Annotated in this window: 22 protein-coding genes, 1 other RNA gene and 2 pseudogenes; 15 read left to right on the forward strand and 10 right to left on the reverse strand. The window is 66.4% G+C overall.

The window, feature by feature from the left end; genetic code table 11:
• Positions 1–179: 179 nt before the first annotated feature.
• Entirely contained in the window at positions 180–626 is a 447-nt protein-coding gene (locus tag XarbCFBP7408_RS18200; RefSeq protein WP_104564155.1) for a GatB/YqeY domain-containing protein, read from the reverse strand.
• 245 nt (positions 627–871) lie between these two features.
• The gene (gene rpsU / locus XarbCFBP7408_RS18205) at positions 872–1,087 is read right to left on the reverse strand and encodes a 30S ribosomal protein S21 (RefSeq protein ID WP_002808376.1); all 216 of its coding nucleotides are present in this window, start codon (positions 1,085–1,087) and stop codon (positions 872–874) included.
• Positions 1,088–1,366: 279 nt separating this feature from the next.
• Between rpsU and tsaD the strand changes: the two genes are divergently transcribed.
• From tsaD to XarbCFBP7408_RS18220, 3 genes are all read left to right on the forward strand, one after another.
• The gene (gene tsaD / locus XarbCFBP7408_RS18210) at positions 1,367–2,428 is read left to right on the forward strand and encodes a tRNA (adenosine(37)-N6)-threonylcarbamoyltransferase complex transferase subunit TsaD (protein WP_104564156.1); all 1,062 of its coding nucleotides are present in this window, start codon (positions 1,367–1,369) and stop codon (positions 2,426–2,428) included.
• An 86-nt stretch (positions 2,429–2,514) separates the two neighbouring features.
• Positions 2,515–2,871 (forward strand): dihydroneopterin aldolase, encoded by a 357-nt coding sequence (gene folB, locus XarbCFBP7408_RS18215; protein WP_104564157.1) that lies wholly within the window; start codon positions 2,515–2,517, stop codon positions 2,869–2,871.
• A 227-nt stretch (positions 2,872–3,098) separates the two neighbouring features.
• Positions 3,099–5,270: a glycoside hydrolase family 3 N-terminal domain-containing protein gene (locus XarbCFBP7408_RS18220; RefSeq protein ID WP_104564158.1), complete on the forward strand. Its 2,172-nt coding sequence runs from the start codon at positions 3,099–3,101 to the stop codon at positions 5,268–5,270.
• 286 nt (positions 5,271–5,556) lie between these two features.
• Here the strand turns inward: XarbCFBP7408_RS18220 and XarbCFBP7408_RS18225 are convergent, their stop codons facing one another.
• Complete coding sequence (locus tag XarbCFBP7408_RS18225; protein WP_104564159.1) at positions 5,557–6,735, reverse strand: PQQ-dependent sugar dehydrogenase; 1,179 nt, start codon at positions 6,733–6,735, stop codon at positions 5,557–5,559.
• Positions 6,736–6,906: 171 nt separating this feature from the next.
• Here XarbCFBP7408_RS18225 and yiaA point away from each other — a divergent pair, with 171 nt between their 5' ends.
• A complete protein-coding gene (yiaA, locus tag XarbCFBP7408_RS18230) occupies positions 6,907–7,344 on the forward strand; it encodes an inner membrane protein YiaA (RefSeq protein ID WP_104564160.1) in 438 nt (145 codons plus the stop codon).
• 55 nt (positions 7,345–7,399) lie between these two features.
• Here the strand turns inward: yiaA and XarbCFBP7408_RS18235 are convergent, their stop codons facing one another.
• The 6 genes from XarbCFBP7408_RS18235 to XarbCFBP7408_RS18265 all read right to left on the reverse strand — a co-directional run bounded on the left by XarbCFBP7408_RS18235 (position 7,400) and on the right by XarbCFBP7408_RS18265 (position 13,366).
• Positions 7,400–7,732, reverse strand: coding sequence for a hypothetical protein (locus tag XarbCFBP7408_RS18235; protein ID WP_104564161.1), 333 nt, complete (start codon positions 7,730–7,732; stop codon positions 7,400–7,402).
• 170 nt (positions 7,733–7,902) lie between these two features.
• Positions 7,903–8,400 (reverse strand): hypothetical protein, encoded by a 498-nt coding sequence (locus XarbCFBP7408_RS18240; protein ID WP_104564162.1) that lies wholly within the window; start codon positions 8,398–8,400, stop codon positions 7,903–7,905.
• An 88-nt stretch (positions 8,401–8,488) separates the two neighbouring features.
• Entirely contained in the window at positions 8,489–9,796 is a 1,308-nt protein-coding gene (locus tag XarbCFBP7408_RS18245; RefSeq protein ID WP_104564163.1) for an APC family permease, read from the reverse strand.
• On the reverse strand, positions 9,793–10,569 hold the full coding sequence (locus tag XarbCFBP7408_RS18250; RefSeq protein WP_104564164.1) for a L,D-transpeptidase family protein: 777 nt from the start codon (positions 10,567–10,569) through the stop codon (positions 9,793–9,795). Before XarbCFBP7408_RS18250 ends, XarbCFBP7408_RS18245 begins: the two co-directional genes overlap by 4 nt.
• Positions 10,570–10,859: 290 nt before the next feature.
• A complete protein-coding gene (locus XarbCFBP7408_RS18260) occupies positions 10,860–11,957 on the reverse strand; it encodes a dipeptide epimerase (protein WP_104564166.1) in 1,098 nt (365 codons plus the stop codon).
• Complete coding sequence (locus tag XarbCFBP7408_RS18265; RefSeq protein WP_146093788.1) at positions 11,954–13,366, reverse strand: SH3 domain-containing protein; 1,413 nt, start codon at positions 13,364–13,366, stop codon at positions 11,954–11,956. Before XarbCFBP7408_RS18265 ends, XarbCFBP7408_RS18260 begins: the two co-directional genes overlap by 4 nt.
• Positions 13,367–13,676: 310 nt before the next feature.
• Here XarbCFBP7408_RS18265 and XarbCFBP7408_RS18270 point away from each other — a divergent pair, with 310 nt between their 5' ends.
• From XarbCFBP7408_RS18270 to hglS, 11 genes and pseudogenes are all read left to right on the forward strand, one after another.
• On the forward strand, positions 13,677–14,483 hold the full coding sequence (locus XarbCFBP7408_RS18270; RefSeq protein ID WP_104564189.1) for an N-acetylmuramoyl-L-alanine amidase: 807 nt from the start codon (positions 13,677–13,679) through the stop codon (positions 14,481–14,483).
• Between the two features lie 171 nt (positions 14,484–14,654).
• Positions 14,655–15,319: pseudogene (locus XarbCFBP7408_RS18275) on the forward strand (M15 family metallopeptidase).
• 80 nt (positions 15,320–15,399) lie between these two features.
• On the forward strand, positions 15,400–15,597 hold the full coding sequence (locus tag XarbCFBP7408_RS18280) for a CPXCG motif-containing cysteine-rich protein (RefSeq protein ID WP_016903162.1): 198 nt from the start codon (positions 15,400–15,402) through the stop codon (positions 15,595–15,597).
• 137 nt (positions 15,598–15,734) lie between these two features.
• Positions 15,735–16,112 (forward strand): hypothetical protein, encoded by a 378-nt coding sequence (locus XarbCFBP7408_RS18285; protein ID WP_104564167.1) that lies wholly within the window; start codon positions 15,735–15,737, stop codon positions 16,110–16,112.
• A gap of 224 nt (positions 16,113–16,336) precedes the next feature.
• Complete coding sequence (locus XarbCFBP7408_RS18290) at positions 16,337–16,699, forward strand: hypothetical protein (protein WP_104564168.1); 363 nt, start codon at positions 16,337–16,339, stop codon at positions 16,697–16,699.
• Between the two features lie 255 nt (positions 16,700–16,954).
• On the forward strand, positions 16,955–17,389 hold the full coding sequence (locus XarbCFBP7408_RS18295) for an EF-hand domain-containing protein (RefSeq protein ID WP_104564169.1): 435 nt from the start codon (positions 16,955–16,957) through the stop codon (positions 17,387–17,389).
• Positions 17,390–17,426: 37 nt separating this feature from the next.
• Positions 17,427–18,185, forward strand: coding sequence for an HAD family hydrolase (locus XarbCFBP7408_RS18300; RefSeq protein WP_104564170.1), 759 nt, complete (start codon positions 17,427–17,429; stop codon positions 18,183–18,185).
• Between the two features lie 170 nt (positions 18,186–18,355).
• On the forward strand, positions 18,356–18,979 hold the full coding sequence (locus XarbCFBP7408_RS18305) for a hypothetical protein (protein ID WP_104564171.1): 624 nt from the start codon (positions 18,356–18,358) through the stop codon (positions 18,977–18,979).
• Between the two features lie 59 nt (positions 18,980–19,038).
• Positions 19,039–19,116: non-coding RNA, sX9 sRNA (locus XarbCFBP7408_RS18310), on the forward strand.
• Positions 19,104–19,259 (forward strand): annotated as a pseudogene (locus tag XarbCFBP7408_RS18315) (beta-ketoacyl-[acyl-carrier-protein] synthase II); the annotation flags it as partial. The gene XarbCFBP7408_RS18310 and the pseudogene XarbCFBP7408_RS18315, both read left to right, overlap by 13 nt.
• A 326-nt stretch (positions 19,260–19,585) precedes the next feature.
• Entirely contained in the window at positions 19,586–20,953 is a 1,368-nt protein-coding gene (gene hglS / locus XarbCFBP7408_RS18320; RefSeq protein ID WP_104564172.1) for a 2-oxoadipate dioxygenase/decarboxylase HglS, read from the forward strand.
• A 491-nt stretch (positions 20,954–21,444) separates the two neighbouring features.
• On the opposite strand, the gene XarbCFBP7408_RS18330 is transcribed toward hglS, so the two are convergent.
• Positions 21,445–24,585: an efflux RND transporter permease subunit gene (locus XarbCFBP7408_RS18330; protein WP_104564174.1), complete on the reverse strand. Its 3,141-nt coding sequence runs from the start codon at positions 24,583–24,585 to the stop codon at positions 21,445–21,447.
• Positions 24,586–24,684 lie beyond the last annotated feature (99 nt).

A 24,684-nucleotide genomic window follows, 5' to 3' on the forward strand; every position in this document is an offset into this window, starting at 1 on the left:
AGGTAAGCAATGTTCGATGAGGGCAAATTGTGCTGGCGTGATCTCCATGTCCAATAGTTTAACCTCCCCAACCACTAGCGTTAACAGGCCCTAGTGAAACGGCGCTGCAGCCAGCCGCACGCAGGCGGCTCGCCGCAGTGCCCTGGCCATCGGGCACAGGGCACTGCGCGGGCGAAGATTCAGCCTGCCAGATGCTGCTTGACCAGCGTCGAGACCAGGCCCATGTCGGCCTGACCGGCCAGCCTGGGCTTGAGTGCGCCCATCAGCTTGCCGATGTCGGCCGGGCTGCTGGCACCGGTCTGCGCGATGGCTGCCTGGATGGCGGCGACGATCTCGGCCTCGCCCATCTTGGCCGGCAGGTAGCGCTCGATCACCACGATCTCCTCGCGCTCGATCTGCGCCAGGTCGTCGCGTGCAGCGGCTTCGAACTGGGTGACCGAGTCCTTGCGCTGCTTGACCATCTTGTCGAGCACGGCGATCACGGCGGCATCGTCCATCTCGACGCGTTCGTCCACTTCCTTCTGCTTGATCGCGGCATTGATCAGCCGGATCACGCCCAGGCTGTGCTTGTCGCCGGATTTCATGGCGGCTTTCATGTCATCGGTGAGCTGCTGCTTGAGGGGCATGGGGTAACTCCTGGAGTGCGTGTTGCTGGTGTGCCGATGCGCCATGACGGGCGCGGTGCATCGGCAGGACGTCGGGCGGGTGATGGCAGCGATGCCGGTCGGCTCTGCAGCTGCGAAGAACGCAGCGGTCGCCCGGCAACGGACCAATACAAAAAGCCGGCGACGCTTGCGCGTGCCGGCTCTTGGGTTCGATCCCGACAGGTCGCGCCTTCAGCGCACACCCATCGGCAAGGAACCGCGTTCGATCAGTACAAGCGCTGGCGCTTGGTGACGTCGCGCGAAGAACGACGCAACTGACGCTTCACAGCAGCGGCAGCCTTACGCTTGCGCTCCTGGGTCGGCTTTTCATAGAACTCGCGCTTGCGGGTTTCGGCCAGCACGCCGGCCTTTTCGCAGGTGCGCTTGAAACGACGGAGCGCAAATTCGAAGGGCTCGTTCTCGCGGACTTTAACGCTGGGCATGTGTTCTCCAGAAAATGGGATTTCCGTCCGGGAGCCCCGGGCGGGTGCGAGCGGACTCGCGTGACGGAATTTCCGGGTTGCCCCGGCGAGCCGCGCATTATAACGACTTGCCAACGACCTGCAAGTCCCCGGCAGGATTTCCTGGCACGACGCTGATAAAGCGTGCGCCCGGGCCGGCTACGGCAGCGATCACGGGGCGGCGCAGCATATCGCCATTGGCCAATCTGCGCAGCCCAAAAGCTGCGAAAATACGCGTCTGTCTGTCTCTGCCGAGCTGCCGTGAAAGTCCTTGGGATCGAATCATCGTGCGATGAGACCGGCGTGGCGGTCTACGACACTGCGTTGTCCGGGGTGGCGGCGCTGCGCGCCCACGCGGTCTACAGCCAGATCGCGCTGCACGCCGAATATGGCGGGGTGGTGCCGGAGCTGGCCAGCCGCGACCACGTGCGCAAGCTGCTGCCGCTGATCCGCCAGACCCTGGGCGAGGCCGGATCGCGCATCGACGAACTCGACGGCGTGGCCTACACCGCCGGGCCTGGGCTGGTCGGTGCACTGCTGGTCGGTGCCGGCGTGGCGCGCTCGCTGGCCTGGGCGCTGGACGTGCCGGCGATCGGGGTGCATCACATGGAAGGCCATCTGCTGGCACCGCTGATGGAAGACGACCCGCCGCAGCCGCCGTTCGTGGCGCTGCTGGTCTCGGGCGGCCACACGCAGTTGGTGTCGGTGAAGGCGCTGGGCAGCTATGAAGTGCTGGGCGAGACCCTGGACGATGCCGCCGGCGAGGCCTTCGACAAGACCGCCAAGATGATGGGCCTGCCGTATCCGGGCGGGCCGCAGCTGGCGGCGCTGGCCGAAACCGGCACCCCGGGGCGCTACACGTTCGCGCGGCCGATGACCGACCGCCCCGGGCTGGATTTCAGTTTCAGCGGGCTCAAGACCCAGGTGCTGCTGGCCTGGCGCGGCAGCGACCAGTCCGATACCACGCGGGCGGACATCGCGCGCGGGTTCGAGGATGCGGTGGTGGAGACGCTGGCGATCAAATGCCTGCGCGCGCTGGATGCGGCCGACTGCAACACCCTGGTGGTGGCCGGCGGGGTGGGCGCCAACAAGCGCCTGCGCGCACGCCTGCAGGACGCGGCGCAGCGGCGCGGCGGCCGGGTCTGCTTCCCGCGGCCGGCTCTGTGCACCGACAACGGCGCGATGATCGCCTTCGCCGGCGCGCTGCGGCTGGAGGCCGGCGAGCGCGCCGGCGCGGCAGTGCATGTGACGCCGCGTTGGGATATGGCTGCGCTGCCGCCGCTGGCGGCTGGGGAATCGGGAGTCGGGAATCGGGAATCGTAAAAGCGCTACTTCGATTCCGTTCGCGCTGCCCTGTCGTTACTTGTGCTTCTCACCATTCCCTATTCCCTATTCCCTATTCCCCACCTATGGACAAAGTTTTTATCGAAGGCCTGGAAATCGATGCACTGATCGGCATCTACGACTGGGAGCGGCGCATCCGCCAGACGCTGCGGTTCGATCTGGAGATGGGTTTCGACAACCGCATTCCGGCCGCCAGTGACGACATCGCCGATACCCTCAACTACAAGGCGGTGAGCAAGCGGCTGATCGAATTCGTGCAGGCCTCGGACTTCGGGCTGGTGGAGACCCTGGCCGAGCGCTGCGCGGCGATCGTGCTGGACGAGTTCGGCGTGCATTGGCTGCGGTTGAAGCTGAGCAAGCCCGGTGCAGTGCGCGGGGCGCAGGCGGTGGGGGTGATCATCGAGCGCGAGCGGGCGGCCTGATTGCCGCGCACCGCCCGCCTGGCTGGCTTGTCGCTGCATGCCTGGATCCCGGAGTATCGAAGGTTGCGGTGGGCCAGGCGCTGCGCCGCTGCCGCTCCGGCGGGCAACATGCCGTGCAACCGGCCTCTACAAATCCCGAATCTCGAATCCCGGCCTTCAGAACTTGCACCGTCGCGGTCGCGTCAGGCTAGAATTGACGGCCATGTAAACGTTTTCTCAAGGATCTCATGGCTGCTGATCGTATCGAAACCCTGATTGCCCGGATGACCGTCGAAGAGAAGGTCGGACAGTTGGGTGTGTTCGCCGACATGGTGCGGCCGTTCGCGCCGGACGTGAATCCCGAGGCCAATGTGCTCAACGCCGACGAGGTGCTGCAGCAGGTGCGCGCGGGCCGGGTCGGCTCGTTGTTCAATGGCGTCGGTGCTGCGCTCGGCGTGCAGATCCAGAAGGTGGCGGTGGAAGAAAGCCGCCTGGGCATCCCGGTGATCCTGGCGGCGGACGTGATCCACGGCATGCGCACGGTGTTCCCGATCCCGCTGGGCGAGGCGGCCAGTTTCGAGCCCGAGCTGGCCGAGCGCACCGCGCGTGCCACCGCGATCGAGGCGACCGCCGCCGGCCTGCACTGGACCTACGCACCGGCCGTGGACATCGCGCGCGACCAGCGCTGGGGCCGTGGCGCGGAAGGCGCCGGCGAAGACGTGGTGCTGGGCGCGGCGTTTGCCGCCGCCCGCGTGCGCGGCTTCCAGGGCAGCGATCTGACCGCCGACGATTGCCTGCTGGCCACGCCCAAGCACTTCGCCGCCTACGGCGCCGTGGCTGCGGGCATGGAATACAACACCGTGGACATCGCGCCGCAGACGCTGCGCGATGTGCACCTGCCGCCGTTCAAGGCCGCCTTCGATGCCGGCGCACTGACCGTGATGTCCTCGTTCAACGACATCAACGGCGTGCCGGCCAGCGCCAACCATGAGTTGCTGACCGAGATCCTGCGCGGTGACTGGCAGTTCCCCGGCGTGGTGATTTCCGACTACACCGCCGACATGGAACTGATTGCGCACGGCTATGCCGCCGATGAGCGCGATGCGACCAAGAAGGCGTTCCTGGCCGGCCTGGATCTGAGCATGCAGAGCGGCTTCTATGCCGCGCATCTGCCGTCGCTGGTGGATAGCGGCGAGGTGCCGATGGCCACGCTGGATGCCAGCGTGCGCCGCATGCTGCAGCTGAAGGATGCGATCGGGTTGTTCGACAACCCGTACCGTTCGCTGGATCCGGCACGCGAAGCCGACACCGCGCATCTGCCCGCGCACGATGCGTTGTCGCGCGATGCGGCGCGGCGTTCGATCGTGTTGCTGAAAAACCAGGGCGAGGTGTTGCCGCTGAAGAAAAGCGGGCAGCGCATCGCGTTGATCGGGCCGTTCGTGCAGGACCGCGACAACATCGAGGGGTGCTGGACACTGTTCGGCGACAAGCAGCGCTACGTGACCCTGGAGCAGGGTGTGCGTGCGGTGGTCGGCAGCGAGCATCTGACGGTGGTGCCGGGCTGTGGCCTGGAAGAGGCGCTGCCGGGCGGTATTTCCGCCGCGATCGACGCCGCGCAGGCGGCCGATGTGGTGGTGCTGGCGCTGGGCGAGCCGCAGCGCTTCAGTGGCGAGGCGCAGTCGCGCACCGAGATCGTGTTGCCGCCGGCGCAGCAGGCATTGGCCGAAGCCATCGCCGCCACCGGCACGCCGATGGTGGTGCTGCTGCGCAATGGCCGCGCGCTGGCCCTGAGCGGTGCGGTGCGCGATGCCGACGCGATTGCGGTGACCTGGTACCTGGGCACGCAGACCGGCACCGGCGTGGCCGATGTGCTGTTCGGCGACTACAACCCGTCCGCGCGCCTGCCGATCAGCTTTCCGCAGGTGACCGGGCAACAACCGTATTTCTACAACCATCTGCGCACCGGCCGCCCGGAACTGCCGACGCTGTCCGAGTACAAGGCACGCTGGCGCGAGATGCCCAACGAGCCGTTGTATCCGTTCGGCCACGGCTTGAGCTACACCACCTTTGCGTATGCGCAGCCGCAGCTGAGCAGTGCGCAGCTCGGCTGGGACCAGACGCTGACCATCACCACGCGCGTCACCAATACCGGCCGCGTGGCCGGCGAAGAAGTGGTGCAGCTGTATGTGCACGATCGCGTGGCCAGCCGGGTGCGCCCGGTGCGCGAACTCAAGGGTTTCCGCAAGGTGTCGTTGCAGCCTGGCGAAAGCGCGGACGTGGTGTTCACCCTGACGCGTGACGCACTGGCCTTTACCAACCACAAGAACGTGTTTGGCGCCGAGCCGGGCCTGTTCGATGTGTGGGTGTGCGCCTCGGCCAAGAGTGGCGAGGCGGTGACGTTCGAGTTGCTGGAGGCCTGAGCATCCGCGGGCGTGGTATGGCGCACTCGTGCGACGAGCAGCGGAGTGCGATTACTGCGCCGGGTTTGACGGTGACGGATGTGGCCCAAGGGCGCGTCGTCATCGGGTCGGAGAGAATGTGGCGCGTGCCTGCTCGATGTGAACCACGGGCCCTTTGACATCCGCATCTGTCGCGACAGGCATCACGCCGGATCGAACCCGGCTCCGCAGCGAAAATCGTGGCCACCGCCAGCACGCAGATGACATGTGGCGGTGGCACGACTCCCCTGGAAACGGTCTTGCAGAATTACGCGTCGTTCTCGACTGCCGCCTTGCTCTTGTGCGTCAACTTGAGCAGGCGCCCGGTGCTGCCGCTGGCTTCGTCCTCCAGCAACCACAGCGCGCCGTCCGGACCCTGTTCCACTTCGCGAATGCGCGCGCCCATGTCGTAGCGGGCCACCTCGCGTGGCTGATCGCCGAGCGACACCTGCACCAGCGCCATCGACGACAAGCCGCCGATAAAGCCGTTGCCGCGCCATGTCGGGAACTGCTTGCCGCGGTAGATCACAAAGCCGGCTGGCGAGATCACCGGGGTCCAGCTGATCTTGGGCGCGGCGAATTCCGGGCGCGTGTTGTGATCCGGGATCGGCGTGCCGTCGTAGTTGTCGCCGTTGGAGACGATCGGGTAACCGTAGTTGGCGCCGCGCTGGATCAGGTTCAACTCATCGCCGCCGAGCGGGCCCATTTCGTGTTCCCACAGGCGCCCCTTGCCGTCGAAGGCCAGGCCGAGAATATTGCGGTGACCCAGCGACCACACCTGCGCGGCAACGCCGCCCTGCGCAGCGAACGGGTTGTCGGCCGGCACGCTGCCGTCATCGTTGAGCCGGATCAACTTGCCGAGGTTGGCTTGCATGTCCTGGGCGGGCGTGAATTTCTGCCGTTCGCTGGAGCTGATCCACAGCTTGCCATCCGGGCCGAACGCGAGCCGGTGCCCGAAGTGACCGTTGCCGGTAACCTTGGGATCCTGGCGCCAGATCACCTTCAGCTCCGACAGCGTGCCGCCGCCGCTGGCATCCAGCGTGAGCTTGGCGCGTGCCACCGCTGCGCCGCGGGTATCGCCCTGTCCCGGTTCGGCGTAGCTGACATAGACCAGGCCATTCCTGGCAAAGCGCGGATGCGCCAGGACATCGCCAAAACCGCCCTGGCCGCCATACGCCACTGCCGGAATGCCGGTGATGGCGCTCTTGCGGTTGGTCTTGAGATCCAGCCGCACCAATGCACCGCGTTTTTCACTGACCAACAAACTGCCGTCGGGCAGGAAGGTCATCGCCCAGGGTTCGTCGAAATCGGCGACCGTGGCGGCCTGGAATGGCCATTGCGCCTTGGGAATGGCGGCCGCGGGGGCGGCTGCGGGTGCGGCGAGTGCAGCGCTGGCAGTGAACAGGGTGGCCGAGCAGGCCAGGGCCAGCAGACGTCGGACAGACATGAGGTCTTCCAGGGAATGGGCGCAGTGACGTTGCAGCCCTCCCGCAACGTGTCCTGCGTCGGGTTTTAAAGTACCTTACACGACGCCTTCAAGGCCGCCTTGTCGTAGATCACTTTACTTTGTGAGACGTGTGCGTCCCACACCACTGCTTCACCATGAAAAGGAGTTTCGATGGCTGCCACGCAAAAAACGTCACCTGCTTTTATCGCCGCATCCTCGGCTGCATTGCAGCTGGGCGGCATTGCCTACCTGGTCGGGCTATGGAATGCGCAGATGATGCTCAACGAAAAAGGCTATTACTTCACTCTGCTGTTGTTTGGCCTGTTCGCATCGGTGTCGTTGCAGAAGGGTGTGCGTGACCGCGCAGATGGAATTCCGGTGACGGGACTGTACTACGCGATCTGTTGGTTTTCGCTGGTCATCGCGCTGCTGCTCCTGGCAATCGGCTTGATCAACGCGACCTTGTTGCTGAGCGAGAAAGGGTTCTACGCGATGGCCTACGCATTAAGCCTGTTTGGCGCAGCTGCGGTACAGAAGAACACCCGCGATGCGATGGATGTCGACAACGCATCGCATTATTCGCGCGCTGTACCGCCGCCACTGGACTGACGCGGCACCGACACACTGAGACAACAACGCCACCTCGACGGTGGCGTTGTTGTCTTCAGGGCTTGGACTTGTTGTCGCCAGTGACGAGGTCGGTCGCATTTTCCCAGGCACGCTTGACGGCGTGACGGGCCTTGCTCCAGCTCAATCCATCGGTGCCGCGATTGGCTTCCCATTCGCGGTGCAGTTCTGCTTCCACCTGATCGTAGGCGCGTGCGTTCTCGCGGATACGCGCCTGGTGTCCTGCCAGATAGGCGCCTTCGTAATCTTCGTAGCGGTCACCTTCGGTGTAATACGATTCTTCGGTGAAGCGCTCGCGCCAATAATTGGATACGTTCTGGCTGCGGTCCTCGTCCGGTGCGCGGCCCGCAATCTGATACGGCACGTTCATGCTCGTCTCCGTGTTGACTGTGCGCCCTAACCTAGGCGGGCAGGTGTTAAATCCGTTGCCAGGGCAAGTGAGGAGGGGATCAAGGCATGCTGCCCTTGGTAACGCTCGCTGGTGCGCCCCTACGCGATACGGTGCGCTGCGCCCAACAATTCAGCCGGTGTCGGCGCGCATCACGTCGCCGCCGATGCAGCCTCATACGGCAGCGGGGTGGCGCCGGCAGCACGCAGGCTGGCTTCGGCATGCTGCAGCGAGGGCTCGTCGGCGTCGATGATGACCAGGACGCGCCCTGCCTGGATTTCGTCCTCGAATTGGCGGCGCACCGGATCGGGGACGGTGGCGCCGATCAGTGCAGACGACCAGGTGCCGACCAAGGCGCCTGCCAGCGCCATGACACCGGCGCCGGCGATGGTGAGGCCGATCGGAGGCACGGCGATGGCGACCAGCCCGGCGACCAGGCCCGCAGCGCCACCCGTGGCGGCGCCGCGCGCGGCAGCAGGGAGAAAATCCGTCTTGGCGTCCTTGCGTTCATCGGGAATGCCTTCCAGCTCGATATCCGAACGGGCAATCAACGACAGCGCATCGTTGTCGATGCCGGCACTGCGTGCGGCCTGCATGACGCATTGCGCACTCTCGATATCGGGCGTGCTGTAGACACGGCGCAGTTTCATCGCAAGCTCCCAAGCAGGTGAGAGTTGCAGCCTTGGACGCGCGCGGTTAGTCGTGCGTGATCGCTGTGCGAGCATCCTGCGAAAACCGCTACGCAGGCTTGCGCGGAAACAGGTAGATCACCCAACCCACCAGCAACGCCACCCCGGCGGCCGCCAGGTTCTGCCAGCTGGCGCTGGCGAGCAGGCCCAGCGACAGCAGCAGCGCCGCGACGGGGATGGCCGGCCCGCCAGGCAGGCGCAAGGTGTCGGTGCGTTGCCGGTAGCGACGCGCCAGCACGATCACTGCCGCGGCGGTACCGATATAGGCGAATAACCGCGTGACCATCGACAGCAATGCCAGCTGCGTAAACGAGCCCGACACCGCCAGCGCCAGCGACAGCACGCCCTGGGTCAGCACTGCCGCAGCCGGGGTGTGGAAGCGCGGATGCACGCGTGCCAGGAATGCGGGGCCGTAGCCATCCTGTGCCAGCGCAAACAGAAAGCGCGGCCCGAGCATGACCGTATTGCTGGTGGTGCCGAGGATGGAAATGGTGGCGCCCACGGTGAGGATCAGCGCCAGCGCCTCGCCACCGAAACGGCTTGCGGCATCGGCCAATGGCGTGGGCGAGGCGGCAAGATTGGGCAGCGTGCCCTGTGCGACGACCTGGACCGCGGCGTAGATCAAGGTGACGGTGACGATCATGGTGATCAACGCAAACGGCACGTCGCGGCGTGGGTTGCGGTATTCGCCAGCGGCCGCAGGAATGTTTTCGAAGCCTGCATAGGCAAACAGCAGCAGCAAGGCCGCTTCGCCCAGATTGCCCAGGTCGCGCAGATCCGGCGTGGTGCCGGCAAAGGCCCACGACCAGTCCACGTAGAACAGGCCGATGGCCACGAACAGCAGCAGCGGCACCAGCTTGCCGATCACCAGTGCGATGCCGGTACGCGCCGCCGATTTCACGCCGATCACGTTGATGGCGGTGAGCAGACCCAGGGAGCCGACGACCACCAGCAAGCGCGCCCAGTGATCGGTCGCCACGGTCGGCCAGAACCGCGCCACCGCATCGGTCAGGCCGTTGCTCAATGCCGCTGCCGAACTGATGCGCGTGAGCCAGATCATCCAGCCGATCTGAAAGCCGACCAGCGGGCCGAACGCCTCACGCGTGTACAGGTAACTGCCGCCCGGCGTGTCGAAATAACTGGCCGCCTGCGCGTAGCACAACACCAGCAACGCCACCGCCAGGCCGGCCAGCATCACCGCCCACAGGCTCATCGGCCCCAGCAGTGCTGCGGTGGCCGCAGGCAGCAGATAGATGCCGCTGCCGATGACATCGTTGATCGACAGGCCGACGATCTGCCAACGGCTGACCACGCGGACCAGGCCAGTGGAATCGGGTGCAGGAGCCGGTGTGCTCATCGTGCTGCCTCCCTCAACTCGGGCAACTGCCAGCGGGCTTGCAGGCGCGCGTATTCGGCACGTGGCAACAGCACGAACAGCGGCTTGTCGTCGGGTTTCAACCAGGCCAGCAGGCGTTGCATATCGGCCGGCGCCATCGCGGTGCAGCCGGCGGTGAACTGGCCCGGTGAGCGCCACAGGTGCGCAAAGATGCAGCTGCCGCGCCCGGGAACCGCGTCGGGATTGTGGGCGATCACGAAGCCCTCGCTGTAACGCGCATCGCCGGGATGTTGCAGATCCAGGCGCATCGGTTCGGTCGACCCGGCCACTGCGGCCTCACCGACCTGCGCGGCATCGACGATGCGGTTGTACAGCGGCGAACTCGGCACATCCATGCAGTAGTGGGTGGCGCGCATCGCCTGGTACGGCATGGCGCTGTCGATCCGTTGCGCGTAACCGAAGGCCGGGCCGATCGCGAATACGCCGGCCGGGCTGCGGCCGTCGCCTTCGCGCTTCTGCGGGCCTTGCGCCTGCGCCGGGTGCAGGCCATCGCCCCAGGCACTGCCATGCCGCCCGAGCGCGACCGCAAAGCCCGGTGCGGCCGGTTGCCAATGGCCGTCCACACGGGTGAACGTCTGCAGGCGCGCCTGGGTGCTGTCCCAGTCCGGCGTGGTCACCACGATCAACGCGCGCGCTTGATTCAGGGCATCGATCGGCCCGGCAGCGATGGCAACGCTGCTGCAGCTCGCCAGCGCCAACAGCGCAACGGATCGAAACAAGGTGGCAAGGCGCATGCAGGCTCCGGGGGAATGATCGAACGGGGACGAGTCTGGGATCGATACACGGTTGACGGAGACAGTGCGCTGCTCTGGTGCCGCGTTGGGCACACCATCCTGTCGCTACTGTACTCAGCAATGCGGCCGTGTGTTGCATGCGCGGGCAAGGACCAGTCGGGATGGTCGGTGGGCATGGTGCAGGCAGCGTACGCCGTTCGCTGTGCGGATGACTGCATGCTCGGAAGCGGTGAGGCGCCGCGCCTGGACCAACGCGGCCTGGAGATCCAACTGGCGTCTTAGCCGGCAAGTCAAGCCGGCAGGAGTTCCAGCCCGCGGATGCGGCGGATGCCCAGGCCGGGCGAGTCGTCGATCTGGATCTGGGCATCGTCGAAGTGCACGCCGCCCTCGGTGGGATCGAACTGCCCGAGCGCGGGCGCATCCAGATCCGCCAGGGTGATGCTGTCGGCCTTGGCCACCGCCAGATGCACTGCCGCAGCCACGCTGATGCTGGATTCGATCATGCAGCCGATCATGCACGGCACGCCGTACAAGCCAGCGATATCGGCGATGCGGATTGCGTTGGATAGCCCGCCGGTCTTCATCAGTTTGATGTTGACGATATCGGCGGCGCGGCGCTGGATGAGGTCGATCACCTGGACCGGCGAGAACACGCTTTCGTCGGCCATCACCGGTGTGTCGATCCGCGCGGTGACAAACGCAAGTCCGTCGATGTCCGTGGCCTTGACCGGCTGCTCCACCAGTTCCATCGCGATGCCGGCGTGTTCCAGTGCACGCATGGTGCGCACTGCCTGTTTGGGCGTCCAGCCCTGGTTGGCATCCAGGCGCAGCGATGCGCGACCAGCGACGGCGGCATGTATCGCCGTGATCCGCTCGAGGTCCGAGCCGCTGTCCTTGCCGACCTTGATCTTCAGCGATCGATAGCCGCGTGCGAGCGCGGATTGCGCTGCGGCCACCATCACGTCGATGCTGTCGACGCTGATGGTGATGTCGGTGGTGATGCGCGGCATGCCGCCGCCGAGCGCCCGGTAGAGCGGGGTGCCCAGGGCCTGCGCCCACAGGTCGTAGAGCGCGATCTCCACCGCCGCCTTGGCGCTGGTGTTGCGCTCCAGCGCGTGTTGCACCAGCGCGCATAGCCGGTTGAGATCGGCCACGTCCTGGCCGATCAACGTCGGCCCGATGCAATGCTGGATCGCAGCGATGATGGAGCCGTGCGTATCGCCGGTGATCGGGGCGGTGGCCGGCGCAGCGCCATAGCCGATGTGGCCGCTATCGGCCTGCAGCAGCACCACCACGTCCTCGATCGCCTGCACGGTACGCACTGCTGTCTTGAACGGGGTCTTCAACGGCACGCGCAGCATGCCGAGGCGAAAGCCGGTGATCTTCATGGGGAGCCAAGCGGTGCAATGCGTTGGATGCGGGTGATGTGGTCGACGAACGGTGTGCCGTCGCTGGCGAGCAAGGGCAGCAGCGGCGTCACCGACACGCCGTTCAAGCGCGCACGCTGCACGTTGCCGGCTGCATCGCGGTAACTGGCGCCGGCCACGTCATGGATCACCCATGGCGCACCGCGCTCGTGTCCGATCACCAGCATCACATGACCGGGGATGTAGATCAGGTCGCCGACCCGCAGTCGTGCAAGTTGTTGCAGGCGCTGCGGCAGTGCTGCCTGCGCCTGGAACGGAACGTTCAGCAGTGCCGGGCTGCGTGCCTGGTCGCCGGTATTGCGCGGCAATGCGACGCCCAGGCTGCGATACACATCCAGCACGAAACCGCTGCAGTCGCGCGCATCGTAATCGTTGCCCCAGCCATAGCGTTCGCCGAGAAATTTGAACGCCTGCAGCAACAACGCCGCCGGCGTGGCCGGCAGCGGGCCAACGCGTACGTCGGCACCGCGCGGGATCAGTGCCGGCACCAGCTGCAAGCGACCATTACTGTTGCGCCGCGGCAACTGCACGACCTGGGCGGCCTGCGGCAGCTGCCCGTTGACCGGCTGCTGCGGCGGCCAGTCGCGAAGCAGCGGCACGCTGGTACCCATGTCCAGCGCCAGTGCGGAGATGGCGGGTAGCTCCGGGGTGTAGGCGCTTTGCACGCGTGCGCCGGTGACCACCAGCCGTGGGCGGCGTTGTGCATAATCCAGCACTTCCTCACGCGTGCCCACGGCAAGCCGGTCGGCGGCGATCCAGGCCGCATAGTTGGCCGCCAGCACGAAGTGCCATGCACCATCGGCGCTGGTGTGCAGCACCGCCACCGGTGTACCGGGATAGAGCGCCGATTCCTGGAAGCGGTCGATATCGTGGTCGTCGGTGGTGCTGAACACGCGTTGCGCGGTGGGGAAGGTGCGCAGTGCCGCGCGCTGCACCACCAGTGCAAACCGTGGCGTGACCTGTGCGGGCAGTGCATCCAGTGCCAGGGCGTGGCGCAGTGTCGCAAGGCGCGAGGCATCGATGCTGTGGCCTTCGCTGTCGTACAGCGCACGCGTCGGCATGGCCGACAGCGTTTCGATGTGCGCGCGCACCTCGGCCGCCGGCAGCACCTCGGCCAGCTGCGACAGGTCGTGCATGGAGCCATCGTCACGCAGCAAACGCGCATTGAAGCCGGCGATCTGTGCGGCAGTCATGCGCAGCGTCTGCGCGTTGCCAGTGCGCTGGATCCAGTAGTCGGCGGTCAGCTGCGCATCGCTGGCCGCAAACGGTGCCGTGTGCGGTATCGGGGTGGCAGGCGTTGCCGCAGCGGCACTGCAGGGCAGTCCAGTGACCAGCAGCAACAACGTCAGCAGGCGGCGCGACAGTGGCATGAAGAGGGCTCTTGATGGATGCAGCGACTGGCGAGGCTTTTTACAGGCAATCACGACCGCAGGCGCGCGGACCTGCGCCGACCGCGCCGGCCTGTAGTGTACGCATGCGCAGGTATCCCCGGTGCGTGTCGCATGGCGCAGCGGCGCCGTAAGGTCTGTCGGCCTCTGCGCACGCGCAGTCTGCCTGCCACCGGCCGCAGCCGCGTGCTGTACGCCATCGCCCGCACGGCAGATAATGGGCGCATCGCCTGCGCGACCCGTCAGGGTGCCGGTGCAGCGCAAGCCCTTGCCGTTTCGCCAGGAGAATCCGATGTCCCCTGCTCCCACGCTGTCGCCATCGCCCTGGCTACGCGCCGCGCTGTGTCTGGTGGTGCTGTCGCTGGGGGCGTGCGCGCATGCGCCGCAACGCAACCCGCTGGCCCAGTGGGTGCCCTCGCCCAACTACGACGCGCGGCGGCCGATCCTGATCGTGCTGCATTTCACCGACCAGCAATCGGTGCCGCAGAGCCTGGGCACGCTGCGCGGGCGCAATAGCGGCGGCCGGGTCAGTGCGCACTATCTGATCGGCGAGGATGGCGCGCGCTATCAACTGGTCGGCGACGACCAGCGCGCCTGGCATGGCGGCGCCGGGCGCTGGGGCACCATCACCGACATCAATTCCGCCTCGATCGGCATCGAACTGGACAACGACGGCAGCGAGCCGTTCGCGCCCGCCCAGATCGACAGCCTGCTGGTGTTGCTGGACGACCTGTGCACCCGCCTGCGTATCCCGCGCACGCAGATCGTCGGTCATGAAGACGTGGCGCCGACCCGCAAGAACGATCCCGGCCCGTTGTTTCCATGGAAGCGCCTGGCCGACGCCGGCTTCGGCCGCTGGCCCGCCGCCGATGCCCCCGCTGCACCGGCGGGTTTCGATCCCTGGCAGGCGCTGGCCCTGCTCGGCTACAGCCTCGACGATCCCGCCGCCACGCTGCAGGCATTTCACCATCACTACCGCGGCAGCGACGCCCGTACGCTGGATGCGGAGGATCTGCGCATCCTGCATGCGTTGACCGGGTCGCTGCGACCACTCCGCTTGCCGGCTGCGGCAGAGCAGCTTGAGAGCGAAGGTTCATAGGTGCATCGTGGTCGCGTTCGCCATCCTGGCGACCCGATTCGGACGTGATGGCCGACGTGCAATGTCCGCCTTGATTACGGAGGAAGAACGATGAGGCAAATCAGGTCGGTACGCAGATTGCGTCGGCGGGTTCGGGGAGCGCTCTGTCAGGCACTGCTGTCGATCGCGGTGATGCCCTTGGTTGCCGCAGCTGCCGAGGTGCATGTCTCTTCGGCAACAACCGCCGCACAAGCCGGTCTGGTCGACGTGCAGGGCCTTGCGCCGGAGATCGCGGTGGACATGCGTTATGCGGGCAGCAACAACTTCACCGGGCGCGTGGTGCCGGGGTATGAGGCGCCACATGCTATCTGCTGCGTCCGGCGGCGCAGGCGCTGGCGCGGGTGGCGCGGTCGCTCGAGGCCCAGGGATATCGGCTGCAGGTGTTCGACTGCTACCGGCCGGTGCGGGCGGTGCAGGCCTTCGTGGCCTGGGCTGCGGATCTGCAGGATCAGTCGACCAAGGCGCAGTACTACCCGCGTGTGGACAAGCGCGCGCTGCTGGGCGACTACATTGCCGAGACTTCCGGGCATAGCCGTGGCGCAACGCTGGACCTGGGCCTGCTCGATTGCCGGCAGGGCCCGTGCCAGCCGGTGGCGATGGGCACCGACTTCGATTTCTTCGATGCGCGTGCGCATACCGATGCGCGCGACATCAGTCCTGCCCAGCGTGCCCACCGCCAGCAGCTGTTGCGTGCCATGGCGGCGGAGGGATTTGCCAACTATCCGATGGAGTGGTGGCATTTCACCTTCCGTCCCGAGCCGATGCCGGATACCGCGTTCGATGTGCCGGTCAACTGAGCAACCGCGCCGCAGTGGGTGACTCCGGCCACCGTGCTGTCCATGTGGTGCATCACCCTACGCTGCTGCAAGGAATTGCCATGTCCGACCCGGAACGCTTCATCGATATCGCCTGCCCGTATTGCGGGGAGTGGATCACCCTGACACTGGATCTGACCGGCGGCGACCAGCATTACATCGAAGATTGTCAGGTGTGCTGCAAGCCGATCTCGGTCAGCGTGCAATGGGATGAGGAAGGCGAGGCGCAGGTGAGTGCGCGCGGGCAGGACGATGCGTGAGCGCGGCGTGCCGCGGCATCGGGCACTCGTAGCGCCTGGCCGATCCGCGTTCGCGTAAGCGCTCGCGCTTGCTGCTTGGGCCGGGATCCATCACCCGCAACCGCTAGACTGATGCGCCTGCTGCCTGGATCGTCACGATGAATCTGCCCCTGCACTTCGGTCTGCTCGGTTCGCTGGAGGCTGGCCTGATCGCGTTGGTGCTGGGCGTATTGGTCTTCGCTGTAGTCGAGCACATCGGCCGGCGTCTGCACTTCACCCACGGGCACACGCTGGGCATCGCCTGTCTGCTCGCAGTCGCCATCGGCGGCGGCTACGACATCTGGAATCTCGTCTACACCAGCATCGTGCGGCTGGAGTCCCCGCTGTATGCGCGCCTGGCATTGGCCAAGATCCACGATCCCAATGAATTGGGATCGCGGGTGATCCTGGACGTGGCTGGGGCGATCGCCGGTGTCGTTATGGGTTGGAAACTGTTCAGTTCCGGAAGCTGGGATGACGAGGCGCCGAATGCGTAAATTTACGTTATGAAATGCGGCGCGGTTCGCAGATTTCGATGCATTGAATGCGCTGCTTCTGTTTGGCTCACCGCTGGCTAACAGATGGCTAGACGCAAATATCCAAGCGGTGGTTAAGAGGATGTTTTGCGCGAAATTGCGGCGGGTTTCGCGTTCATTCGGGCTGGGTAAGGTGGGGCCATGTGCGGCGACACCGCGCATTCCCAAGCCAAGGAGACCACCCAATGAAGAATCGCAACCGCACCTCGCTGCTCGCCGCCACTGCCGCTCTTGCCGCCGCCCTGGCGCTGCCGGCGATGGCGCAGAGTACGCAGCAGGATGCCGCCGCGACCTCGGCCCAGTCGGGCAGTTCTGCCACCAGCGCGGCGCAGCCTGCGCAGTCCGGCGGCGGCCAGACCTGGGCGAGTGTCGACACCGACAGCGACGGTGCCATCAGCACGCAAGAGGCCCAGGCCAACGCCGGGCTTGCGCGGATCTTCAACGACGCCGATTCCGATAAGAACGGCAAGCTGACCCCAGATGAATACAAGGCGTTTGTCGCCAAGCAGCAGGGCGGCGCGGCGGGAAGTGGGTCGCAGGGCAACTGAGGTAGTAGGTCGCAAGGGAGTGAGTTCGTTTGCTGACGTATTTTTTCGACATCAGGAGGCAGCTTTCGCAAGCGCAGTCGTTTGAGCAGTGTTGTCGTTTGATCCGTGGCTTCGCATCGTGGATGCCCGTGATCAGCAAGTAGCAGCATGACCACGCAACAGGATGGACACGCGGGAGCGATCTGCCAGGGTCGCTCCCGTTTTCTTTACGTGCGCCGCGCTAGATTTGCCCGCTCGTCCCTTCGATACACGCTCATGCTGCTACGCCTCGCCGTGCTGGTCGGCCTGTCGAGTCCACTGTGGGCGCTTGCGGCGCCGCCGGAGTTGCCACCAGCCAACCCGTCGCGTCGGACCTCCACCACAGGGCCGGCAACACCGGCAATGGCGCCGTTGCCGATCGACCCACCGCCGCCTGCCACCACGCCGTTGCTGCCGGCCGACGCCGCAGCGCCGTCGGCTGCCAAAGGCGGTGCGGAAGCCGCACTGGCGCCGCAGGCCGGCACATTGGCGCCACGGACCTTCCGCAGCCTGGACAGCGACGCCGACGGTTCGTTGACCGTGGACGAAGCCGGTGCCGACCCGGTCCTGCGCGAGAATTTTGCCGGCTTCGACAGCAATGGCGATGGACGCCTGTCGCGCGACGAATTCGCCAGCTACCAGCCCGGTCCGGGCGATCCCGCCGGGGATTGATCGCAGCAGCGCTGCAGTGCGCTGCTAGACTGGCGCGATGACCTCTTCTGCACAACGCGACGGCCAGGCGATTCAACTGGTCGGCTTCGACGGCGACGATACCCTCTGGAAAAGCGAGGACTATTACCGCACTGCCGAAGCGGATTTCGAGGCGATCCTGGCCGATTACCTGGATCTGGGCGACAGCCGCATGCAGCAGCACCTGCTGGCGGTGGAGCGGCGCAACCTCAAGGTGTTCGGCTACGGCGCCAAGGGCATGACGCTGTCGATGATCGAGACGGCGATCGAACTGACGCAGGCGCGCATCGCCGCACGCGACATCCAGCGCATCGTCGAGATCGGCCGCGCCACGCTGCAGCACCCGGTGGAGGTGATTGCCGGCGTGCGCGAGGCGGTCAGCGCGATTGCCGCCGACTATGCGGTGGTGCTGATCACCAAGGGCGACCTGTTCCATCAGGAGCAGAAGATCGAGCAATCCGGTCTGGCCGATCTGTTTCCGCGCGTGGAGGTAGTGTCCGAAAAGGATCCCCAGACCTATGCGCGCGTGCTGGGCGAGTTCGACCTGCCGGCGCAGCGCTTTGTGATGATCGGCAATTCCCTGCGCTCGGACGTGGAGCCGGTGCTGGCCATCGGCGGCTGGGGGATCTACACCCCGTACGCGGTGACCTGGGCGCACGAGCAGGAGCATGGCGTGGCCGCCGACGAGCCGCGCATGCGCGAAGTGCCCGACGCCGCCGGCTGGCCGGCAGCAGTGCACGCGCTCGATGCCTTGGCCCGGCGGCACGCGCCAAGCTGACCTCCGTCGCGGCCAGTGCCGCGGCCTGGACCTGCAGATGCAACCGGCGGGCACGCTGCAGTGCCCAGCGACACGACTTTCCGGTCAGGCGCAGGCGCCTGGCGTCGTGACGGCGAGTCGCCTGGGTCGGTGGCGCAAGTGCGGGCGCTCGGCCTGACAGCGACGCGGGCATGCGGCATCATCGGCGCATGCCTTCTTTGCCCACCTCGCTGTTGCGATCCCTGCCGCTGCTGAGTGCGCTGCTGCTGCCGATGCTGGCAGTTGCGCAGACATCGCCTGCACCCGCATCCGCGCCTGCCGCTGCGGCACCGGCTGTTGTGCCGGCAGTGACGCCGGGCACCGGCGATGCCTGGGTGGATCAGCATCTGGCCGACATGGGCAGCTACGCGCAGCGCTACCCGGACAGTTTCATCGGCGACGTCGCGCGCTACACCGGTACCCCGCGCGGCTATGTGCAGGCATTGTTGCAGGTGCATGGCTGGCACGCCGGCGACATCTATTTCGCCTGTTTCTGGGCGCGGACGCTGCAGTTGTCCTGTCGCGACACCGTGCGCGCCTACAGCCGCGACCATCATGACGGCTGGGAGGGCGTGATCACGCGGCTGTCGGTCACGCCGGAGACCGTGCATATGCGCGCGTTGCGGCACGCCATCGTCGCCAGTTACGACCGCTGGGAACGTCCGATCACGCTGGACGCGCTGCTGCGCCGCCAGCTCGGCGATCACGCGCAACGGCTGGAAGCCGCGCGTCAAGCCAGCGAGGCGGCCGAGGCAGCGGCGCAGGCCGGGCTTTAAAGTGGCTGGCAAACCGGCGGCGTAGCCGCCAGGCGGGTGCGGCGGTGCTCGGAACCGGCGTGTACCACTCGTACGCTGCGGTTCCTGCGCGCCGTCCACGCACATCCGGCGGCTGCCGGCTCACGGTGGTGTCGGCTACCGGTGCGGCAGCGTGCTATTCGGCTTCAACTCGCTGCAGATAGTGGCACCGGAGCCGTGCCAGCCGTTCGGTGCGCGCCGGGTCGGCCTGAGCCTGGACGAGGCTGGCGGCCTCTCGCGCTTGTTGGCCATCCCCGGAGCGACCCACAAGATGACTGCGCTCCCGGCCACACGGGCGCAGCCGGCAGTAGGACCGACATGGACCACGCCGTGCGCTGGGGTTGCGAGCGTGCCCGCCATCCGTATCCAGCGGACGACTGCTCGCCACGGATCGCCAGCCGCCACTCGATGCGTCTTACGCCTGGTGGGAACCTGCGCAGCGGCAAGCCGTGAGGTGTCCGATCGGCTGCGCGGCTGTCTGCGCGCCAACACAGGCGCCGGCATGCTGCCGTGCAGCTGGCCGCCGCGGGGCGCGGTCGGCGAGAATGCCGCAACGCCGGCGTTGGCCGGCCCTGCCAAGACCAGCCCATGCGCGATACCGTGTTTGTCTCCCCCGATCACATCCGCAGCCTGTTCGCGCAGGCGATGTCGGACATGTATCGCGCCGAGGTGCCGTTGTACGGCGACCTGATGACGCTGGTGGCGCAGGTCAACGCCGACACCCTGAGCGCCGATCCCGCCCTGGCCGCGCGCCTGCAACGCAACGACGAGCGCGCGCGGCTGGATCTGGAACGGCATGGTGCCATCCGGGTCGGCACGGCGCAGGAACTGGCCACGTTGCGGCGGCTGTTTGCGGTGATGGGCATGCATCCGGTGGGCTATTACGATTTGTCGGTGGCGGGTGTGCCGGTGCATTCCACCGCGTTCCGCCCGATCGACGAGGCGGCGCTGTCGGTCAATCCGTTCCGCGTGTTCACCTCGTTGCTGCGGCTGGAGCTGATCGAAGACGCCGCGCTGCGGGCGCAGGCGGCGCAGATCCTGGAGCAGCGGCAGATCTTCACCGCCGCCGCGCTGGAGCTGATCGAGCAGCACGAGCGCCACGGCGGGCTGGAGGCGGCGCAGGCGCAGCAGTTCGTGGCCGAAGCGCTGGAAACCTTCCGCTGGCACGGCGATGCCACCGTGTCGCTGCCGACCTACCGCGCGCTGAGCGAGGCGCACAAGCTGATCGCCGACGTGGTGAGCTTCCACGGGCCGCATATCAACCACCTGACGCCACGTACGCTGGACATCGATGCGGCGCAGGCGCAGATGCAGCGCGCCGGCATCGAGGCCAAGGCGGTGATCGAAGGGCCGCCACGTCGGCGGGTGCCGATCCTGCTGCGCCAGACCAGCTTCAAGGCACTGGAGGAGCCGGTGCGCTTTGTCGGCGACAGCGGGCAGGCCGAGCACGGCACGCATACCGCGCGCTTCGGCGAGATCGAACAACGCGGGCTCGCGCTGACGCCCAAGGGCCGCGCGCTGTACGACGCGCTGCTGGCGCAGGCACGCGACAGCGATGGCGTGGGCAGCACCGGTACCGATTACGCCACGCGGCTGCAGACCGCATTCGTGGCATTTCCCGACGACGAAGCCGTGCTGCGCCAGGAAGGCCTGGGCTATTTCCGCTATGCGCTGACCGAGGCCGGACGCGCCGACCCCGCGCAGGTGGCGGCCATGCCGGCAGAAACCGCGATTGCGCTCGGTCTGCTCAGTGCCGATCCGATCGTCTACGAAGATTTCCTGCCGGTGAGCGCGGCCGGCATCTTCCAGTCCAATCTCGGTGGCGCCGAACAACGCGCCTATGCCGCCCATTCGAGCAAGCGCAGTTTCGAACAGGCGCTGGGCGCGCAGGTGCAGGATGAGTGCGCGTTGTACGCGCAGCTGGAGCGGGCGTCGCTGCAGGCGTTGCTGGTGTAGCGATAAGGGCGCGCCGTCGCCCGAACAACGCATGTAACGCACTGTTTGCATCTTGCACACCGACCATCTCGACAGGTCCTTGCCCGCCCACCGTCGCGGGACCTTACGCGGCATGGATGCCGCGTAAGCGCCTACACGGACGTACTTGCGGCGTGTCCTGCGATGGTAGGCGGGCAAGGCCCCTGCAACCAAGCTGCAGCCCCGCCGCGCGACAACTGATCCATCCATACCGCCCAACCACGTCAAGGCAGCCGAACTTCCGGATCGCAGTGTCGTCTGGATGCGGTCGAACACTTGGGCTCTGGCCAAAAGCCGCGTGAGTCGAGCGTGCATTTGCAGCTCGCATCACTGTGCCGCGTTTGAATGCACTGCCAGCAGCGACGCCCCTGCGGCATGCCGGCAATCGACGAGCGATGGCGAAAGATGCGGGCCACCGGCATACCGGCCGGCACGCGTCGGTCCAAGCAGACCGGCGCGTGTGCCGCTTCGCCTCAGTGCGCCGACGCCGCCGGGCGCCGTGCCGCCGCGCGCTCGGCCCGGCGTGCACGCGCACGCGCGCGACGCGCCTTCCAGCGTTCGCTCAGGCAGGAGAAGATCACGTACAGCGCCGGGGTGCTGAGCAGGGTCAGGCTCTGCGAGAAGATCAGCCCGCCGATCATCGCGATGCCCAGCGGGCGACGCAGTTCGGAGCCTTCGCCCAGGCCGACCGCCAGCGGCACCGCGGCCAGGATCGCCACCATCGTGGTCATCATGATCGGGCGGAAGCGCACGATCGAGGCTTCGCGTGCGGCCGCACGCGCATCCATGCCGTGCACGCGCTGCGCCACCAGCGCGAAGTCGATCATCATGATGGCGTTTTTCTTGACGATGCCGATCAGCAGCACCAGCGCGATCATCGAGATCACCGACAACTCGGTGTTGGTGAGGAACAACGCCAGCAGCGCGCCGACACCGGCGGCCGGCAAGGTGGACAGGATGGTCACCGGATGGATCAGGCTCTCGTAGAGCATGCCCAGCACGATGTAGACGGTGAGCACCGCCGCCAGCAGCAGAATGCCCATCGAATTGGGGCTGAGCTGCACGTTGAAGCTGTCGTCGCCGCTGAGGCGGATGCCGTCGGGCATGCGCAAGCCCTCCACGGTGGACTTGATGATCAGATCCGCCTCGCCGGTGCTCACGCCCGGTGCGAGGTTGTAGCTCAGATCCATCGTGGTGTACTGGTTTTGATGGATGATCTGCGGCGGCGCCAGGCCCGGTACCTGGGTGGCGACGGAGGTGATCGGCACCATCAGGCCGGCGCGGTTGGGCACGAACACCTGGTCCAGCGCCTTGGGCGTTGCCGTCTGCGAGGGCAGTGCATTGACCACCACGCTGTACTGGTTGAGATCCGAATAGATGGTGGAGATGGAGCGCTGGCCGAAGGCGCCATACAGCGCACCATCGATGGCACCGACCGAAATGCCCAGGCGCGCGGCCTTGGCGCGGTCGATCACGATGTTCTGGCGCAGGCCGGAGGTATCCACGTCGGTGCCGACATCGCGCAGGCGCGGATTCTTCTTCAACGCGGCCTGCAGTTTGGGCAGCCATTCCTGCAACTGCGCCAGGTCGTTGCCCTGCAGCGAGACGCGGTACTGCGCACCCTGGCTGGTGCCGCCACCGCCGTCGCTGGGCAGGTCCTGGATCGCGCGCAGGCGCAGATCCAGATCCGGGTAACGGTCGGCCTTGGCGCTCAGGCGTGCGACCACCTGCGCGGTGGTGTCGCGGCGGCCTTCGTTGCGCTTCTTCAATTCGATATTGAACGAGGCGCTGGAGCCCTGCCGGCCGGAGCCCAGCCGCGCGCCGACGGTCTTCACCGCCGGGTCGGCCATCAGCATGTCGGTGATGCGGCGCTGGCGGCTGACCATGTCGGCAAACGACACCGTTGCGCTGGAATTGGCACGGCCCCAGATCAGGCCGGTGTCCTGCGCCGGGAACGAGCCCTTCTTGACTGCGCCGCCGAGAAAGACGGTGGCGGCGATCAACAGCAGCGGCGTCAGCGACAGCAGCAGCGCGTGGCGCAATGAAAAGTCCAGCGCCACCGTGTACACCGCGAGCATGCGCTCGTGCATGCGGTCCAGCCAGGCGCCGAAACGGCCACGCTTTTCCGGTTCGGTGTGCGCGGACAGAAAGCGGCTGCACAACGCCGGCGTCAAGGTCAGCGACACCAGCATCGACATCACGATCGCCGCCACCAGGGTGACGGTGAACTCGCGGAAGAACGCGCCGATCATGCCGCTGGCAAACAGCATCGGAATGAACACCGCCACCAGCGAGGCGGTGATCGACACGATGGTGAAACCGATCTCGCGCGCACCGGCCAGTGCGGCATCCAGACGCGGCATGCCTTCGTCCAGATGCCGCATGATGTTTTCGATCACCACGATCGCGTCGTCGACCACAAAGCCAATGGCGATCACCAGCGCCAGCAGGCTGAGGTTGTTCAAGGTGAAGCCGAGCACGTACATCACCAGCGCCGAGCCGGCCAGCGACAGCGGCACGGTGACCGCCGCGATCAACGTCGGCGCCAGGCGGCGCAGGAACAGCGCCATGGTCAGGATCACCATCACCAGGCTGATCATCAGCGTGGCCTGCACCTCGTGCAGCGAGGCGCGGATGGTCGGGGTGCGGTCGAAGTAGGGCGTCAGTTTGGTGCCGGGCTGCAGGTAGGCGCGTAGCTCGGGAATCTGCGCCTTCACCTGGTCCACGGTTTCGACGATGTTGGCGCCGGCGCGGGTGAAGGCGTACATCACCACCGCCGGCTTGCCGTCGAACCAGGCCGCTTGATAGGCATCCTGTTGGCCGTCGTAGACGGTGGCCACGTCGCCCAGCCGCACGATGCGGCCATTGGACTGGGTGGAGATCGCCAGCTGGGCGAAATCGGCGGCCCTGGATACCGAATCGTTGGCCACGATTGCCATGGTGGTATTGCCGTCGGACAGGAATCCGGTCGGCGAGGTGACGTTGGCCGCGCGCACCGCGTTGCGCAGATCGTCCGGGGTCAGGCCCAACGCGTTGAGCGCGCGCAGGTCCACGTCCACGCGCACGGCGGGTGTGGATGCACCGGCAATATCCACCGAACTGATGCCGGTGATCTGGCGCAGGCGTTGTGCAAGCAGCGAGTCGGCGACGTTGTAGAGCTCATCGGCCGATTGCGTGTTCGAGGTGAGCGCGATCGCGATCACCGGGTCGTCGTTCGGATTGGCCTTCTGGTACATCGGCGTGCCGAGCCCGGAGGGCAGATCCGATTGCGAGGCGTTGATGGCGGTCTGCACATCCTGCGCGGCCGAATCGATGTTGCGATTGCTCTGGAACACCATGAACACCATGCTGCTGCTCTCCGAACTGGAGGAGCGCATGCGGTCGATCCCGGGCAATTGGCCCAGGTGACGTTCCAGCGGGGCGGTGACCGTGGAGGCCATGGTGCTGGCATCGGCACCGGACTGCGTGGCGTGCACGAAAATAATCGGAATCTGGATGTTCGGCAACGCCGCCACGCCCAGCCGCAGGTAGCACATCAATCCGATCACGAACAAACCGATCGCCAGCAACGAGGTGCCGATCGGGCGCTTGATGAAGGGCGCGGAGATGTTCATGGGGTGACTGCCGGGAAGCGGGAATCGGGATTCGGGAATCGGTAGAGGCAACAGCCAGCGCGGCCTCCACGCGTGCGTGTGGGCAGGCGATGCCGTGGG

It is taken from the genome of Xanthomonas arboricola pv. guizotiae (assembly GCF_002940205.1).
Taxonomy (GTDB): domain Bacteria; phylum Pseudomonadota; class Gammaproteobacteria; order Xanthomonadales; family Xanthomonadaceae; genus Xanthomonas; species Xanthomonas arboricola_C.

Coding starts and splice junctions, on each gene's coding strand:
- XarbCFBP7408_RS18330 (WP_104564174.1), bottom strand. CDS start 24,585: ATGAACATCTCCGCGCCCTTCATCAAGCGCCCGATCGGCACCTCGTTG.
- XarbCFBP7408_RS18270 (WP_104564189.1), top strand. CDS start 13,677: ATGTCCCCTGCTCCCACGCTGTCGCCATCGCCCTGGCTACGCGCCGCG.
- XarbCFBP7408_RS18265 (WP_146093788.1), bottom strand. CDS start 13,366: ATGCCACTGTCGCGCCGCCTGCTGACGTTGTTGCTGCTGGTCACTGGA.
- XarbCFBP7408_RS18260 (WP_104564166.1), bottom strand. CDS start 11,957: ATGAAGATCACCGGCTTTCGCCTCGGCATGCTGCGCGTGCCGTTGAAG.
- XarbCFBP7408_RS18285 (WP_104564167.1), top strand. CDS start 15,735: ATGAATCTGCCCCTGCACTTCGGTCTGCTCGGTTCGCTGGAGGCTGGC.
- folB (WP_104564157.1), top strand. CDS start 2,515: ATGGACAAAGTTTTTATCGAAGGCCTGGAAATCGATGCACTGATCGGC.
- XarbCFBP7408_RS18305 (WP_104564171.1), top strand. CDS start 18,356: ATGCGGCATCATCGGCGCATGCCTTCTTTGCCCACCTCGCTGTTGCGA.
- XarbCFBP7408_RS18295 (WP_104564169.1), top strand. CDS start 16,955: ATGCTGCTACGCCTCGCCGTGCTGGTCGGCCTGTCGAGTCCACTGTGG.
- yiaA (WP_104564160.1), top strand. CDS start 6,907: ATGGCTGCCACGCAAAAAACGTCACCTGCTTTTATCGCCGCATCCTCG.
- XarbCFBP7408_RS18220 (WP_104564158.1), top strand. CDS start 3,099: ATGGCTGCTGATCGTATCGAAACCCTGATTGCCCGGATGACCGTCGAA.
- hglS (WP_104564172.1), top strand. CDS start 19,586: ATGCGCGATACCGTGTTTGTCTCCCCCGATCACATCCGCAGCCTGTTC.
- XarbCFBP7408_RS18280 (WP_016903162.1), top strand. CDS start 15,400: ATGTCCGACCCGGAACGCTTCATCGATATCGCCTGCCCGTATTGCGGG.
- XarbCFBP7408_RS18200 (WP_104564155.1), bottom strand. CDS start 626: ATGCCCCTCAAGCAGCAGCTCACCGATGACATGAAAGCCGCCATGAAA.
- XarbCFBP7408_RS18240 (WP_104564162.1), bottom strand. CDS start 8,400: ATGAAACTGCGCCGTGTCTACAGCACGCCCGATATCGAGAGTGCGCAA.
- XarbCFBP7408_RS18290 (WP_104564168.1), top strand. CDS start 16,337: ATGAAGAATCGCAACCGCACCTCGCTGCTCGCCGCCACTGCCGCTCTT.
- XarbCFBP7408_RS18250 (WP_104564164.1), bottom strand. CDS start 10,569: ATGCGCCTTGCCACCTTGTTTCGATCCGTTGCGCTGTTGGCGCTGGCG.
- rpsU (WP_002808376.1), bottom strand. CDS start 1,087: ATGCCCAGCGTTAAAGTCCGCGAGAACGAGCCCTTCGAATTTGCGCTC.
- XarbCFBP7408_RS18300 (WP_104564170.1), top strand. CDS start 17,427: ATGACCTCTTCTGCACAACGCGACGGCCAGGCGATTCAACTGGTCGGC.
- XarbCFBP7408_RS18235 (WP_104564161.1), bottom strand. CDS start 7,732: ATGAACGTGCCGTATCAGATTGCGGGCCGCGCACCGGACGAGGACCGC.
- XarbCFBP7408_RS18245 (WP_104564163.1), bottom strand. CDS start 9,796: ATGAGCACACCGGCTCCTGCACCCGATTCCACTGGCCTGGTCCGCGTG.
- XarbCFBP7408_RS18225 (WP_104564159.1), bottom strand. CDS start 6,735: ATGTCTGTCCGACGTCTGCTGGCCCTGGCCTGCTCGGCCACCCTGTTC.